Source organism: Desulfosporosinus meridiei DSM 13257, from assembly GCF_000231385.2.
Taxonomy (GTDB): Bacteria; Bacillota; Desulfitobacteriia; order Desulfitobacteriales; family Desulfitobacteriaceae; genus Desulfosporosinus; species Desulfosporosinus meridiei.
Genome location: NC_018515.1, coordinates 3,749,846 through 3,766,074 on the forward strand (window position 1 = coordinate 3,749,846; position 16,229 = coordinate 3,766,074).

Sequence of the window (16,229 nt, forward strand, 5' to 3'; positions counted from 1 at the left end):
AATCAATTTATTAATTGTCAAGGAGGATATATTTTCTTATGAATAAACAAAAAAGGATTGCTGCAATTCACGATATTTCATGTGTTGGCAGATGTTCTCTTACAGTTGCACTACCAATACTCTCAGCTGCTGGTTTTGACACTAGTGTCCTGCCTACAGCTATTTTATCAACGCACACTGGCGGATTTGAAGGTTTTACTTATAGAGATTTAACGGAAGATATCAAACCTATTTCAAACCATTGGCAATCGTTGAACCTGCATTTTGATGCATTATACAGTGGATTTTTGGGGTCATTCGAGCAAATAGATCTAGTCGCAGACCTCTTTGACACATTTAAAAGCCCAGACACCTTAATAATGGTTGATCCCGTGATGGCAGACAATGGTGTCTTATATTCAATCTATTCTCCTGAAATGGCTAAGGGAATGACTAAATTATGTGCGAAAGCCGATATTATTGTTCCCAATTTGACGGAAGCCGCTTTTCTTTTAGAGGAAGAATATGTTGGAGAAGACTACACACAGGATTATATCGAAACAACCTTGAAAAAACTGTCCGCTTTGGGATCAGATAAAGTTGTACTATCCGGAGTATCCTTTGAAAGTAACAAAGTAGGCGCCGCTGCTTATGACAGTATCACCGGTAGGGTCAGTTATGCCTTCAATGATAAAATTGACGGTTACTTCCATGGCACTGGAGATGTGTTTGGCAGTGCTTTACTATCCGCACTTTTGAACAATTTCCCTCTTGCTGAAGCAACAAAAATTGCTGTGGACTATACCCATATGTGTATTTTTTTGACTCAAAAAGCTGAACAAGAAAAAAGATATGGTGTTTGCTTTGAAAAAGCAATTCCATATCTAATAAAGCAATTAGGGTTACTTAATCAATAAAGATATGATGCTCGAGTTCTTTAAGCTCTTTGGGGAAACAGTTTCATTTTAGCTAAAGGGAGAGGGTTTATCCAGTTCAGGATAAACCCTCTCTTTAAATGTTCAGTTTTGTCCCAATTCTAAAAGTCTTTTAGCCATACTTTCAATTCTCACTAGAGTGTTAGCTATTTCCGTTACATCATTGGCATGGCCTTCAGTCGCCTCGGTAAGCTGTTTTATAGCTTCAATTAAAAGCCCCACAGAAGATTGCACTTCTTTAACGTTACTTTCAATTGCGTGGGTAGAAGCATCGGTATCTGTCGCGAGTTTCCTAACCTCCTCTGATACTATTGCAAATCCCCTACCCTGTTCCCCAGCTCGGGAAGCTTCGATGGCAGCATTAATTCCCAGAATATTGCTTTGTTTGGAAATTTTCTTTATTTCCTGAGTTAATTCATTGGTTTTCTGCATCTCAAGATTAACTTGTTTAGTCTCATCGTTCATATTCCTTATTGTTGCTGCTAATTCTTCCGTAGCACTTGAAAGATTTTGGGCTGAAGAAGAAATTGTTACTACTGCATCAAGTATTTCCTGACCAGTTTCCAAGAGACTATCATAAAGTTCTAGGGAACAAGCAATCGCCAGACAACCTGCGAGCTTTGAGTCATCGAAGATTGGAAGAGCAATACCGACAAAGGGAACACCAAATAGTTCTTTCGATACGCGCCTTACTACTCGTTTTTCACTAGTAAGTGCCTCTAACACATTAGAACCTGGGGTCGGAGGGCTGCCAATCTTAGCTTTTGTGTCAATTGTCTTTCCCGGGTAATAAGCAACAATTTTTTCAGTATCGAAAAGGGTAACCGCAACATCTTCATTAAAAAACTTCTGGATCTCCGAAGCTATAATCTGATAAGCCTCAAATTTTTTCACTCTTTCTAATACCCCCGCACGAGCAAAATTTCCTAGTTATATTTCCTTCTTATTTCTTTAAAATTTTCACAGTACCCGTTAATTACTATATTCGACACAGACTCTCAAAAGCCTTCAAATATTGAGCTTATTTTAAAAAAGCAAACCGCTTGCAACCCTAGAAATATCTATCAGCTATTCGGGTTTACCTTCTCCCATTTTCGCAAGCATTACTCTTTAGCCTTTGGGATCAATATCGCAGGCCAACATAACTCTTATGACCAGCAAGTCTATGATTGCAGTAACGTTTATACAGAAATCAGAAAAAAACTATTAATAAATAGCTGTAAATAGCAATAACTTCAGTAAATACCGGCGTATACTTGCTCACTGTTACAACTAGGAATCCTGCCTCTTTATAGAATTGCCAAAGGTGCAGGATGCTTCATCGTCGACATTATACTTAAAAATTAATTAGGATAATTATATTACAACGTGGTCAATATTTCCATCTTATGCATATTATTATATCTTGATTTGAGCATTTCTGCCGCTTCATAGGAATAACCCCCACTCCTCGAAAAGAGAATGGGGGTCTCTACTTTGCCGATTTAATAATAACAGTTAACACCTAAAGCAGTCCAAGTCTTAATACCTACTATTCCATCTTGAACTAAGCCCATACACTCCTGAAAATACAGAACTGCTCCTTTCGTAATAGGGCCAAAGATTCCATCCACATTTCCCGAATAATACCCTTTCGATTTCAACAATCCCTGAAGTTTGACAACTGCTGGACCATTACTACCCTCTTGGAGAGTTGGACAGTGGTTTACCGGTGGGGGCGGTGTAGGGGTACCGCAGTTCACCCCAAGTGCAGTCCAGGTCATTTTACCGACAATTCCATCCTGAGCTAGCCCAGCACTTTGTTGAAATGCTATAACGCCTGCACGAGTAATGGGTCCAAAGATTCCATCAATGTTTCCTGCGTAAAATCCTCTTGCTTTTAGGCGACTTTGAAGGTCAACAACAGCCGGTCCGGTACTTCCTTGGACAAGAGTCGGACAATGATTTACCGGTGGGATAGGCGAATTACAATTTACCCCTAGCGCAGTCCAGGTCATCTTACCAACAATTCCATCTTGAGCAAGATTTCTGCTCTTCTGAAAAGCTAGAACAGCCGATCTGGTTAATGAGCCAAAAATACCGTCAATTTTTCCCGGCGAAAATCCCGCCTCCAATAGCTTAGTCTGTAACCTTTTTACATCGGCTCCTGTCGAACCCATTCTTAATAAAGGACATTTCCATTGTCCATCACCTATGTTTTTATTGTGCAAGTTTAGCCCTCCTTTTTTTCTAGCATATGTATAACTAGCTTGCGATGTTAATTGTCCTCCAGGCCAAAAATATAATCATAAAAATTTACTTTTAAAGCATAATATTGTCAGGAGGTGTTTCAATTCATGGATCTATATTGGCTAACACAAGCAGTTGCCTATTGGTCACTCGTTCTATTTTTTATACCGCCCTATTATATTAAGAAATTAATGTTGTTTTCTTTTTTAGGTGGATTTGTGTATACATGGATAGTCCAAATAATTGCAGTAAATATTTTGAAGCGCTGGATCTTTGAAGCAGATATTTTTATGATCTACAATATACCGGTTTTTTTCACTATCAGTTGGTTTGCTGTTACTACAATTTTTGGTTATCTGTTATGGCGATTTTCTAGCTATCAGATATGGATCGTCATTTTTTTTACGTTATGGGCAACCTTGATGAACCTTACAGCAGTTTACCTTGAAAGAATATCTCTACCGGAATGGAGTATCCCTGAAACATTTATGTTTGCAATTTTTTCACACGTTCTTTTGCTATATGTTTTCAAATATATGCACCATGTTGACGCTTTAGGAGCCAACGAAGAGATGTTTAAGGACTCATTTATGGGATTTAGAAAAAGATAGAGAATTTTTTAAGCGACTGGATTTCAGTCGCTTTTTTGCAAAGTTCATCGCTCCCCGTACCTTTTACATAGCCGGCTGACCCTTATTATCAGGTGAGGTCTAGTAAGGTTAAAGCTCAATTCCATATTTCGTTTAAATACTCGAAATTTATTATATTATTTTAATTTGTTTTTATATACTTTATTATCAGATTTGTGATAATATTCATTTAAATGAATTCGGATTCATTTCCCTTCTTTCAGGTCCTTATAAATATATCCACTTTATTCGCAGATATATCTTTCGTCGAAAATTTCACTTTCGGGGATACTTTAACCCAATTTTTAAATGAAATGGCAGGCGACAATAATGTATCAAAAACAGGGATTAATTTATGATGACGTAAAAAAATGTGTTACCGAGGTTATTAATTATGTTGGGAATAACGTTATTTTTAGTATACCTCTGGCCCTAGGAAAACCCGTCATATTCACAAATGAACTCTATCGGCAGGCAAAGGAGAACTCCGAGATCAATCTAAAAATCATTACTGCACTTACGCTAGAAAAACCTAAAGGACATACCGATTTAGAAAGGCGATTTTTAGGTCCTTTAGCAGATAGAGTTTTTGCCGGTGTCCCAGAATTCGATTACATCCTTGATTTCAGAGCTGGAAAGCTGCCAAAAAACGTTGAGATATTTGAATTTTTCAGCAAAGCCGGAGGATATTTAAATAGCCCTGTTGCTCAGCAAAATCATCTAGCAACAAATTATACCCATGCTATTCGTGACGCTTTAGCCTTGGGTGCAAATGTTTTCGCTCAGTTAATTAGTCACCGTGAATTTAATGGAAAAAATATGTACTCAATGGGTTGTAATACAGATGTTTGTATTGCTGCAATCAACGACTTCAAATATTTAAAAGCACAGGGCAAAAAAGTTGCTATTATTGGAGAAGCCAATATAAATATGCCCTTTATGTATGGAGATGCCGTTGTTGAAGCTGATTCCTATGACATAATTCTGCAAGGATCACAATTTAACTACGAGCTCTTCTGTCCGCCAAAAGATCCGGTTGCTCTTTCTGATCATATGATTGGTATCAATGTAAGCACCCTGATAAAAGATGGTGGAACCATACAAGTTGGGATTGGGGCTCTTGGGGACGCGATTGTATCAGGACTCATTATGCGTAATGAACATAACGAATTATATCAAGACGTCCTCCAAAAATTGGGAGTTAAGCAACGATACAGACAATTGATCGATAACTGGGGAGGTATAGGAGTTTTCCAAAAAGGGCTTTACGGTTCATCGGAGATGTTTGTTGATGCCTTTATGCAGATGTATAAAAGTAAAATTCTAAAAAGAAAAGTTTATGAAAGCGTTCCCATAATGAAATTGATCAATGAAGGTAGGCTTGCTTCAGATCACATACCTCCTGACATTATTGATCAACTAATTAAGCTTAAAGCGATTAACTCTAGGCTCTCTGAAGAAAATTTTAAGTTCCTGACAAAGTTTGGCATTTTCAAGCAAGGCCTAAGTTATGAAAATGGTATTGTTCTTGATCAAGGTACTCCGTACTCTGCAGATATGAGCGACGAAAAAGGCCGGAATCAAATTCAAAAGCTATTAGGCAAAGAATTATTAGGTGGTCAAGTTATAATTGGTGCATTCTTTGTTGGGCCAAAGGCCTTCTACCAAGCCCTTAATAATATGAGTGAAGATGAAAGAAAGCTATTTGGGATGTCTGGGGTTGATAAGGTAAATCAGCTTTATGGAGGGGAAGAATTAAGAGCCCTGCAGCGAAAAGATGCTCGATTTGTCAATACAGGCATGGTATCAACTGTTCTTGGGGCTATAGCTTCAGATCAACTTGAAGACGGCCGAGTCATAAGCGGAATCGGAGGGCAATACAATTTTGTCGCAATGGGGCATGCCTTACCCGATGCTAGAGTTATTATGATGATTAAAAGCACCAAGGGTTCAGGTAAGAGTCTTAAGTCCAATATTGTTTTCAGCTACGGCCATTGCTCCGTTCCCAAGCATTTAAGAGATATTATTGTCACAGAGTATGGTATCGCTGACGTTCGAAGCAAACCTGAAAAAGAAGTTATTGCTGAGTTAATTAATGTAGCTGATTCTAGATTTCAAAACAAGCTCTTAGATCAAGCAAAAAAAGCCGGAAAAATTCCCAAAGATTACGAAATCCCACAGGAATACAGAAATAATACTCCCGAAAAGATCACTGCCTTGCTAAAGCCATATCAGTCGCAAGGAGTATTTCAACCATTCCCCTTCGGGACAGATTTGACTGAGATTGAGATAGCTTTAGGAGGAGCGCTAAAAGGCTTGAAGAAACTTGCCAACGGTTACCGCCTGAAAATGGCTACAGGGTTAATAAAAGAGTTCTTGAGGCCTATTCCTGCATCTAGCCGACCCTACCTCGAGAGACTAAATCTTCAAAGACCTTCTTCTATGAAAGAAAAAGTCATCCGAAAACTAGTTATTTTCTCACTAAGAAACAATAACGTTTTTGACACTTTGAATCTTCATCATAAGTCAACTTCTAATCAGGTAAAAGATCGCCAAGTACTTTAATTTTCGCAAATTAAAATTATCACCCTTTTCCATTTTTAAGTGGGAGGGTGATAATTCTATTCAGCCTTCAATAAATAAATCTTAGTAAGGGACCAGAAGACTTCTATTATTGGGGACCAATATAAATGGGACATTCTACCTTTTTGGACAAAGAACTAAGGTTGAATCTAAGGCCCGCCGTAGCGGCTGGAGCGGTTGCGTGAGGATTGGGCAGAACTAATAAAGCGGTTTCCTGTTCAGTGGTCAGTTCAACAATGACCTTTTCTGTCTTACCAATCTTTATTTCGGTTTCAACCTCCCCCCCATGTTCTTTGACCTTTTCCGTAACCTCAGCTAACACCTCTTGGGAGTGTTTATGAATTCCGTCTTCAAACCAATGAAAAAATCTCATCCTTGTTGAAGACGTATTGATCCATTCATCGCCCAAAAAGTTGTTCCATCCTTCATCTAATATGAAGACCGCCTTTAAAGGTAGCTTTAAAGCTAGAGACATCTCGGTTGCCATTTGACCAGCAGCGTCCGCAGAAGGTGAGCCATCGGTAATTAATAGAATGTGACCGTTCATCGGAAACCTTCTTTCTCAATTAAAGAATTAAAACCAGAATCATCACAAGGGCAGCACCAAAAATAGCAACCAAATCTTCGTGTTTATCATTACTAAATAAGGATAATTGTTTTTCTTCTTTTTTCTCTGACATATCATTACCTCCTTTAGATTATTAGCCCTCAATAGGAACTATTATTAAAAGAGCCATAGAACAACCACTAATGAAAGTGCAGCCTTCAGGAAACCCGCTACAGAGCCGATAACCAGTGGAGTTCCTCCGGCTTTTCTCATTTCAGCAAAGGAGATTTGCAAGCCTAAGCCAGTAAGACCGATGGAGAAGAACCAGCTGTAAATGTCACGAAATGCTTTCAGATCTGGCGATACAGGATGAGTGGGACCAAAAGCACCGAAGGAAGTTAAGGTAACTGTTGCGATAAAACCAAGCACGAACAACGGAAATTTGCTAAAGAAGGTTTTCCCTGCGCTAGCTGCTGTTTCTACGGTTTTGTCATCAGACATACGAGCATAAAGAATCGTGATTAGCAGAACAACTAAAGGCAAGAACACAACACGGGTTAAGTTGTAGATTTCGCCTACTTTTAAGCTAATGGAAGGAACATCAGCGGTTCCGGGGTCAAAGGCCAGGGCCGCCGCTAATACTTGTCCAGAGTTTAAGATGCCGGTACCAGCCCACATTCCGAACTGCTCAGGGGTCAATCCCATTAAGTGTCCCAGGATTGGGAAGGTAAATAGACAAACGATTCCAAATGATAGAATTGTGGCGATTGAGTAGGCTATATCTTCCCCTCTGGCTTTTACTGCAGGAGCAACAGCGACGATGGCGGATACACCGCATACACCGGCGCCGGCAGCCAGACAAGCTGCAGAACCGGGATCCATATTGTATTTCTTACCGAGCCACATGGTGAAAATAATTGTTGAAAACATGAATGTTGCAATTAATAAGATCGAAGTTGAACCCAACGTAGCTAATTCGGCTAAACTATAAAGTGATCCCAGTAGAATAACACCCATTTTAATGAATATACGGGATGTTTTCACACCCGCCTGAGCCCAAGAAGGAATTCCGATAGTATTTCGAATCACCATTCCAATGATAATTACAATAATAACGTGGTTAATCTTCAGTACATCTCCTAAGAATTTGGAGTTAGTTTTAATCCATCCTTCTAGACCAGCCCACTCACCACCTAAAGTTTTTGTCCCCATGGCTAACAAAGCAATAACAAACATAAATAAAAGTCCGGGTAAAACTTTAATCCATTTACTAGCTGTGCTTTCGTTCACAAAAAATACCTCCTTTAAAAATTGACACTTCTTTTCTTATTCTTGTCTAAATAACTTTACTTTACAGCACCTACTTTCAATTTTGGTTTGATTAGTGTCACCAGATTCCATTGCAATCCTTATACCAATATTTCATAAGATCTATTAAAATATTCTATAATTAGTCCCTATCCGTAAGGATATTTCTTTGGTTAAATAGGGGTTTTAGGTTGTTTTTCCGGTATTAATTCCCTTTAAAGCTTGAACCTTGGATTAATAAGCCAATTTCAGAGGACTTCTACAGTCTGTAGAAATAAGTACTTTCTATGGATAAATTGTTTAAAAAGAAAACAAAGGATCGAAGGCCATTGTTATAAGCAATAATATTATTGTATTTCTATCCATACGATTGCCATCTATTAATTTTTTGCTGACATTGCTTATAGCCTCAACATGACATAATGTCACAGTGACACATTGTCACGGAAGAAACCGTGACAATGTGTCACTGTATAATGTCGTCATTACCATAGGATTCGATTTTACGGTATAGATTTCTGACACTAATACCAAGAAGCTTTGCTGCTTGTGCTCTATTACCCTCTACTAACTTGAGTGTAGAAAGAATGTATAGTCTTTCTACCTCTTCAAGCACGGGGTAACCTTGTTTTTGAATTTGTGATAGACATTGCACAAATTCTGATTCATATACTTTTTCCTGCTCACTCAGGGCTCTTTCTTGAAGAGTACCTTTATATTTCTCCGGCCATATATCTTGTGGATAAATAACGTTACCAGAGGCCAGAATCTGACCGCGTTTTATTAAATGAGCAAGTTCGCGAATATTACCGGGAAAGTCATAATCTAACAATCTTTCTTTAGATTTCTCGGATAATACATAAACAGCCTCGAAACCATCTCCCGGACTCACCGTGGATGTCTTCAGAAAATAATCCGCAAGAAGGAGTATATCGCTCTTACGTTGGCGAAGAGTCGGAACATCTAAAGAGATAGCATTTAAGCGATAAAATAAATCCTGGCGAAACCTTTCTTGATTCATTTCATTTTTCAAATCCCGGTTAGTGGCTGCAACAATCCGCACATCAACTTGGCGCAGTCGATTATCTCCCACACGCCTGAATTCCCCGGTTTCCAAAAAGCGCAAGAGTTTAACCTGAATGGATAGAGGCATTTCCCCGATTTCATCTAAAAATAGAGTACCTTGATCAGAGATTTCGACAAGACCTATCTTTTTACTTCCTGCTCCGGTAAATGCACCTTTTTCATGGCCAAAAAGTTCACTTTCAATGAGAGTTTCGGGAATTGCGCCACAGTTTATGGGGATGAAAGCATGGTCAGCACGGTTACTCCAAAGATGAACAGCACGAGCGATAAGTTCTTTGCCACTCCCACTTTCTCCTCTAATAAGAACAGATTCATCACTCTGGGCTACTTTCCTAGTAATCGCTAAAAGGTCTTGTATTAAAGGGCTTTCCCCTATGATCTCTATTCCTGGGGCTTGACGATTGAGAACTTCACGCAGGCCTTTGTTTTCAACTAGTAATTTTCGTTGATCACAGGCTTTTTGAAGAGATATTTCCAGTTCTGCTAAATTACAAGGTTTAGTCAGATAATCAAAGGCACCTAACTTCATTGCCTCAATCGCTGATTCAATGGTTCCATGCCCAGTTAGCATAATGATTTGCACATCCGGCTGCTGGACTTTGATTTGTTCCAGTAAATCAAGTCCGTTGCCATCAGGCAGCTTTAAGTCTAGAAGAACCCCGTCGAAAAGATTTTCATTACAAAGTTCTAAACCCCCTTGAATTGTTCCTGTTTCGAAGACCTCATACCCTTTTCGTCTTAATCGTTTGCTAATGACGGAACGCAACTCAGCTTCATCGTCAAGGATCAGTATTCGATGTTTATATATCAATGTTTAACCACCTTTATAAGCAGGCAAAGTAATACTCACAGTAGTCCCTTTACCTTCAGTACTTTCTATAATTAGACGTCCATTCATTCGCTGGATAATCCCATAACTAACGAACAAACCCAGACCTGTCCCTTGACCCACCGGTTTGGTAGTGAAAAAGGGATTAAAGACACTTTTTAATTGATTTTGGGGGATACCCTGACCATTGTCTTTTACTATAAAGTAAATACTGCCATCAATGCGACAACTCTCTATTTCAACTTGGGAATTAGTTGGTGAAGCGTCCAGAGCATTTGATAAAATATTTAAGACTACTTGTTGCCATTCATTTTCATTACCTGCAATATACAGGCCAGGGTTCAGCTTTCTTTTAAGAGTTATAAATTTTTGCTTTGCTTTATATTCTAAAAGTTTGATCACCTGAGAACTTACCGCTCCAATATCCATCATGCTAAAGGAATGCTGTCGCTTGCGTGAAAATTGCAAGAGGCCATCCGTGATCTGCTTACAACGAACAATTTGCTCCGAAGTAATTCTCAAGCTCTCTTTGATTTCGTCAATGTCAACTTTATTTGGTTCTTCATTTAAGCAATCCAACAGGTCCTCACTATAGGCTGATACTATCGCTAAGGGATTATTAATTTCATGAGCAATTCCTGATGCTAGAAGCCCTAGTGTTGCCATTTTATCCGTTTCAATAACTCTGGACTCCATCTCAACCTGTTGTGTGACGTCTTCCAGTATAACTAGGTATACCGCTCCTTCACTATTCTCACTTGGGATTTGATAGTGTAATTGCCTAAGATATTTCCGTTCTCCGTCAAAAACGAAGGGGTTCACTCGTCCACTTTGGAGAAATGAACAATCAAAGTCTTCTTCACTCTGCACAATGTCTTCGCAGGAAAGATTAAAGTAATTTGTCTCACCAAACCATTCCGCAAAGGTTGGGTTCCACCAAATAATTTGTTTTTGGCCATTCAACAAAACCATTCCTGCCCCAATGCCATCAACGACTGTTCTTAAAAGCTCCTTTTCCGCTTTAATATTTTGATTCTTTTTATCTAACATTGCCATAAGTTGCTTAAACGAGTAGGCTAGTCTACCAATTTCATCTTGAGATGAATAGGAAATATCAGCTTGTAAATCTCCCGTTACCTTAATCTTTTTGACTTGGGTTTCCAGGTCTTCTATGGGCTGTACAAGCTTTAATCCAAAAACAATACTTAGTATCGTCACCACCGCAATGGTAAGGAATAAAACTCCCCCTAAATTCCTGGCAAGTTCATAAATCGGCTCGTATGCTTCTATAACAGGCTGCTCGATAAAAACTCCCCAATTAGGTTTATCCACCCGAGCAAACGACCCAATGACTTTCCCTCCTTGATCACCTGTGTACTCATTAGGAGGCTCTTCTCCAGTCAAAAAACTACTGACCGCTGGATTTTTTCTGATATCCTTTTGGCTTAAAACCCTGCTAAAATCCGTATGACCAATTAAAGAACCCTCTTCATCGACAAAAAAGACATACCCCTTATGTCCTATACGAGTATCTATATATTGATTAATCATTAGTTTTAAATCAGCCTTAGCTTGAAGATATCCCAGGTGTTCACGAGTTTGAGTATCCCTTATTCCTAATGTTATAAAAAATTGCGGTCGTCGATCTTTAGAAAAAAAAACATCACTCACAGAGTAGTGTTCAGGCATTGTTTCCGGTCCTACGTAGTCAGCATTTGAAACAATACCATCTGTTATAACTTCCCTCCTGGAGACTTGAACTAAGATATTTAAATTTTTATCCAATATCTTAATATCTTCTAAATAGGGTTCCTGACGCAATACAATATTTAGGATTCCCTCTTGTTCTTTATCCTTGCCTTTAATCAGGACAGTGGAGTTTACATCGGTAAGATTAGCTAAACTCTCTACAATATTTGTAATTGAAACCTGAAGCTTTGTGGCTATAACCATAGTCTTTTGTATGTTTTGTTCTCTAATACTATCTTTAAACTTGTACCTTACAGTGTTAAAAGTAGTCAAGGAAATAAACACCATGGGGATGATTGACATTAAAATTCCAAATACTAAAACTCTAGTTTTAATACGCTGATTCCAAAGCGTCTTTCCCGCTTTCACTGATGGCCTCCTTGTCCGATAACTTCATCTGCAAAATATATATATGCTTCTTCAAGAGAAATCCCTAATCTTTGCGCAACCTCTAGGTTAACCGTAAAACTTAACTTTTCTGCTGTTTCAACAGGAATAGACTTCGGAGAATACCCCATCATGATTTTGTGTACCATATGTGCGGTTTGAGCACCTTGATTATAATAAGATGTCCCGTAGGAAGCAATGCACCCTTTTTCTGCATCACTAGGGTAGACTCCAAATACCGGTACACCCTTTATTAACGCATAATTTGCTATCGCCTTTGTATGGGTTTCCAAAAATAATCCCGGCATAATAAGGATAGCTTGGCTGGTCTTGCTAATTTCGTTAACGATTCTAGGAATATCTTGTTCTATGGAAATATCATATATTTTATAGCTAATATTCAACTCCCGCGCAGTCTGCGCAAGACCCGGTTGAGAATCTTGAAATAAATTTGTTCTCTTATCTCCCAGAACCGCAACCTCTTCAACGTGAGGCATTAACCGTTTAAGCAGATCAAGCCTTTTCGCAATGAGTTCATAATGATAATTATTGAGTCCCGTAACATTTGTCCCCGGGATTACCTCGCTTTCTACTAAACCAATTGCTATAGGAGAAAGTGCTCCCATAAATATTATCGGCGGGGGATTGTTGAGCTTAGCTACCGTTTTTGACAGAGATCGTGTCTCTCCCTCTCCAGAAGCAACTAGCACATCAAATTTCTGGGATACTAATTTCTCAGCAAGTTGATCCATTTCTGCGTAGTCATTTGGGGCGGTCATTACCTCGTAAACAACATCTTTACCCTCTTGATAATTTAAGTTACTGAGTTCGTCCCTAAGACCCTCAAACTTCTCTAAACGATCTTCATTCTGAGATAGAACACCGATTCTAACAACTTTATCTTCAGCAATTGATACTTTACTCATATAAAAACCCGCTCCGACCAAATACAATATATAAATAAAATAAATAACACGTCCCATATTCAAGGCCTCATCTCAGTTTGAGTTATTATCTTTAATTAAACCCAATAGTTTAAATCTTTCTTCATTGTACCAGAGGAAGGATAATATAGCACCACAGATCATATGTTAAATATTTCATATAAATCAAAGAAAACTTAACTAATTTCTTGAAATTTTTCCTTATAAACTCAATTAAACTTTTCAATCTATAGTTTAACATTTTTACTTTAAGGAACTATTAAACGAGTCCTAATACTATTAAACGAAAAGTCTTCCCATTTCCGCTTTTAAACTTTAAAAAAAGAAAGTTTCATCGTCTAACTTTCTTCTTTCTTCTCAACTATACAATCCCATGTTGAAAACAGCTCCCTTAAAGGCCCAATAAGCACTCTAAGGGAGCTGTTTCAATCTTCTACTTTCGGAAAAATTCTAGTTCAGCAACTGAGCATCCTCGGCAATACCTGCCATCAGTAGGCCCATAGTACGTTCATCAGCTTGCTCAACAGGCATAACCTTCATAATTTTCCCTTCGTACAGTACCGCAATGTTATCACAAATACTAGTCAATTCCTCAAGATCCTCAGAAATTAACAAGATTCCAACACCATTGCTTCGGGCCTCTAAGAGTTTGCTGTGTAAGTATTCAGTCGCCCCAATATCCAACCCTCTTGTCGGATAAGCTGCTACCAAGGCAACTGGGTTACGGGTTATTTCCCTAGCCAGCACTACCCTTTGGATGTTACCTCCAGATAGTCTTGCCGTAGGGGTTTCTAAGTCCGGTGTTTTGATGCCGTACTTTTCCACTTGTGAAGAACTATGAGACATAATTGCTTGGTTTTGGAGAAGTGAATACTTGGCAAAGGGCGACCGGTGATGATCCTTTAGAATGAGGTTTTCCCAGATACTAAAGGAAGGAATAGTTCCCACATGAATTCTATCCTCTGGGATATAGCCAAGACCTTGCTCTATAATTCCAGCTGGCAACATATTAGTGCTGTCTTGACCGTTCAGTGAGATATTGCCAGAACTGATTTTTCTCAAACCTGCAATTACTTCCGCAAGCTCTTTTTGTCCATTTCCTGATACTCCGGCTATTCCCAATATTTCATTTTCTCTTATCTGAAGTGATACTCCTGCCAAAGCTTCAGATCCCTTATCTCCTTTTGCATGAACCTGCTCAAGTTCTAAGACAATCTTTCCCGGAGAATAGTTACCATCTCTTCTACAGGGAGCCATTTCTCTCCCTACCATTAACTTGGCTAACTCTTCTTGAGTGGTTTCTTGAGTTTTGACATTTGAACATACTACCCCATCTCTCAATACAGTAACTCTGTCACTTATTGCCATAACCTCATTAAGTTTATGACTAATCAAAATTATTGAGTTTCCCAATTGAGCCATGTTTTTCAACAGTAAGATCAATTCATTAGATTCCTGGGGCGTAAGTACCGCAGTGGGCTCATCAAGAATTAACAGGTTTGCTCCTCTGTAAAGCGCTTTTATAATCTCTACACGCTGTTGTTCCCCTACACTTAGCTGCCAGACAAAGGCATCAGGATTAATTGCTAAACCATATCTATCGGTAATCTCTTTAATTCTTTTGGCAGCCGTTTTTAAATCCACAAAGAATTTTTTGGATAACCCTAGAATTACATTTTCACAGACGGTTAGAGTGGGAACCAACATAAAATGTTGATGCACCATGCCGATCCCCAGCTCGATAGCTTCACTTGGCGAATTAATCCTGACTTGTTTACCGTTAAGCAAAATCTCACCAGCGTCAGGTTGATAAAGACCGTAGAGGATATTCATCAGAGTGGTTTTCCCTGCTCCGTTTTCGCCAAGAATGGCCAGTACCTCACCCGCTTCTAGTTGGATATTGACCCTATTGTTACTTAGGACTCCAGGAAAACGCTTAGTGATTCCAGACATCTCTAATTGTTTAATCTTTTCAACCATTCAATTCACCTATTATTTCTTAGGTAGTTCCACCTTTAGTTTTCCGCTAATAATCTCTTGTTTAGCCGTTTCTACAGCAGCCTTTACTTCAGCTGGAACTTTATCAGCTAATTTTTCGTTGTACTTAAACTCAATAGTTCCATCAGCTAAGGTCAGGGTCAAGTGTTGTCCGCCCAGTGTACCTTGCTTTCTCAGGTCAATTATTTTGTTCACTACTTTTTCCCAATGATAAACTTGGGAAGCTAATACGTGGTCAGGAGCAATACTGCTTTGATCCATGTCTGTCGAAAGCCAATAGTTTCCTTTTGTTTCACCAATAGCTCTGACAGCTCCTACAGCTTGCTGTGAAGAACCTGTAATAATATCTGCACCAGCACTCATCTGAGTCTTGGCGAGATTACCAGCTCCCACAATGTCATTGAACGAGCCCGTATAGGCTATTCGGGTTTGAACATCAGCTTTACCCTTAGCGACACCTTGCTGAACACCATAATTATACTTAACAGCATCTCCAGACTCCACTGGCCCAACGATTCCAACAACTCCTGATTTAGTCATTTTTGCTGCCAAAATTCCCAAGAGGTAGCCTCCCTCTTGCGCTTGGGGATCATAGGCAAAAATGTTCAGTTGAGTCGCAAAACCGGTTCCATAAGCAAAGGTTGTTTTGGGGAAGTCCTTAGCTATATCGTTTAAAACACTTTGGTACTGAGAACCATGAGCAAAAATAATTTCATACCCTTGAGTTGCATACTGACGGATAGCTGCCCCAGCATCCACAGCATTACCAAGTTTTTCACTAATTGCAACTTCGACTTTGTCTTCACCCATACTTTTCTGTACAGCTTTTAAACCCTCAACCATGGATTGGCCCCAAGCCATATCATCAACAGTAGCAGGAAGTACAAGAGCAATACGGATTTTTTGTGCGTCGGTTTTCTGGGGAGTTGTTTCAGCAGCTGGCTTGGCAGCACAACCTGTAAAGGCTAACATAGTAAGTGCAGCCAAAATAAGAGATAATACCTTTTTCTTCAATTTTTTCTCCTC

At 39.0% G+C, this 16,229-nt stretch carries 12 protein-coding genes; 3 read left to right on the plus strand and 9 right to left on the minus strand.

Translation table 11 applies throughout. The features are described from left to right. Positions 1-38 precede the first annotated feature (38 nt). On the plus strand, positions 39-896 hold the full coding sequence (locus tag DESMER_RS17290) for a pyridoxamine kinase (RefSeq protein WP_014904351.1): 858 nt from the start codon (positions 39-41) through the stop codon (positions 894-896). A 102-nt stretch (positions 897-998) separates the two neighbouring features. Here the strand turns inward: DESMER_RS17290 and DESMER_RS24785 are convergent, their stop codons facing one another. Both DESMER_RS24785 and DESMER_RS17300 read right to left on the minus strand, forming a co-directional pair. Then, on the minus strand, positions 999-1,808 hold the full coding sequence (locus DESMER_RS24785) for a methyl-accepting chemotaxis protein (protein WP_014904352.1): 810 nt from the start codon (positions 1,806-1,808) through the stop codon (positions 999-1,001). A gap of 590 nt (positions 1,809-2,398) precedes the next feature. Then, positions 2,399-3,124: a peptidoglycan-binding domain-containing protein gene (locus DESMER_RS17300; protein ID WP_014904353.1), complete on the minus strand. Its 726-nt coding sequence runs from the start codon at positions 3,122-3,124 to the stop codon at positions 2,399-2,401. Between the two features lie 126 nt (positions 3,125-3,250). On the opposite strand from DESMER_RS17300, the gene DESMER_RS17305 reads away from it, so the two are divergent. Continuing rightward, on the plus strand, positions 3,251-3,754 hold the full coding sequence (locus DESMER_RS17305; RefSeq protein ID WP_014904354.1) for a hypothetical protein: 504 nt from the start codon (positions 3,251-3,253) through the stop codon (positions 3,752-3,754). A 348-nt stretch (positions 3,755-4,102) separates the two neighbouring features. Further along, entirely contained in the window at positions 4,103-6,337 is a 2,235-nt protein-coding gene (locus tag DESMER_RS17310; RefSeq protein ID WP_014904355.1) for an acetyl-CoA hydrolase/transferase C-terminal domain-containing protein, read from the plus strand. Positions 6,338-6,443: 106 nt separating this feature from the next. Here the strand turns inward: DESMER_RS17310 and DESMER_RS17315 are convergent, their stop codons facing one another. The 7 genes from DESMER_RS17315 to DESMER_RS17345 all read right to left on the minus strand — a co-directional run bounded on the left by DESMER_RS17315 (position 6,444) and on the right by DESMER_RS17345 (position 16,217). Then, positions 6,444-6,902: a universal stress protein gene (locus DESMER_RS17315; RefSeq protein ID WP_014904356.1), complete on the minus strand. Its 459-nt coding sequence runs from the start codon at positions 6,900-6,902 to the stop codon at positions 6,444-6,446. Positions 6,903-7,079: 177 nt separating this feature from the next. Further along, on the minus strand, positions 7,080-8,192 hold the full coding sequence (locus DESMER_RS17320) for a YeiH family protein (protein ID WP_014904358.1): 1,113 nt from the start codon (positions 8,190-8,192) through the stop codon (positions 7,080-7,082). 484 nt (positions 8,193-8,676) lie between these two features. Next, positions 8,677-10,107 carry a sigma-54-dependent transcriptional regulator gene (locus DESMER_RS17325; RefSeq protein WP_014904359.1) on the minus strand — a complete coding sequence of 477 codons (1,431 nt, stop codon included), beginning with the start codon at positions 10,105-10,107 and terminating at the stop codon, positions 8,677-8,679. Positions 10,108-10,110: 3 nt separating this feature from the next. Continuing rightward, a complete protein-coding gene (locus DESMER_RS17330) occupies positions 10,111-12,243 on the minus strand; it encodes an ATP-binding protein (RefSeq protein ID WP_014904360.1) in 2,133 nt (710 codons plus the stop codon). After that, positions 12,240-13,187, minus strand: a complete 948-nt coding sequence (locus DESMER_RS17335) for an ABC transporter substrate-binding protein (RefSeq protein WP_242831005.1) — start codon at positions 13,185-13,187, stop codon at positions 12,240-12,242. Before DESMER_RS17335 ends, DESMER_RS17330 begins: the two co-directional genes overlap by 4 nt. Before the next feature lie 468 nt (positions 13,188-13,655). After that, entirely contained in the window at positions 13,656-15,185 is a 1,530-nt protein-coding gene (locus tag DESMER_RS17340) for an ABC transporter ATP-binding protein (protein WP_014904362.1), read from the minus strand. Positions 15,186-15,197: 12 nt separating this feature from the next. Further along, positions 15,198-16,217 (minus strand): BMP family lipoprotein, encoded by a 1,020-nt coding sequence (locus tag DESMER_RS17345; protein WP_014904363.1) that lies wholly within the window; start codon positions 16,215-16,217, stop codon positions 15,198-15,200. Positions 16,218-16,229 lie beyond the last annotated feature (12 nt).

Bases quoted from the DNA above. Each gene is read 5' to 3' on its own strand.
- DESMER_RS17315 (WP_014904356.1), bottom strand. From the start codon at position 6,902: ATGAACGGTCACATTCTATTAATTACCGATGGCTCACCTTCTGCGGAC.
- DESMER_RS17290 (WP_014904351.1), top strand. From the start codon at position 39: ATGAATAAACAAAAAAGGATTGCTGCAATTCACGATATTTCATGTGTT.
- DESMER_RS17340 (WP_014904362.1), bottom strand. From the start codon at position 15,185: ATGGTTGAAAAGATTAAACAATTAGAGATGTCTGGAATCACTAAGCGT.
- DESMER_RS17335 (WP_242831005.1), bottom strand. From the start codon at position 13,187: ATGAGTAAAGTATCAATTGCTGAAGATAAAGTTGTTAGAATCGGTGTT.
- DESMER_RS17310 (WP_014904355.1), top strand. From the start codon at position 4,103: ATGTATCAAAAACAGGGATTAATTTATGATGACGTAAAAAAATGTGTT.
- DESMER_RS17305 (WP_014904354.1), top strand. From the start codon at position 3,251: ATGGATCTATATTGGCTAACACAAGCAGTTGCCTATTGGTCACTCGTT.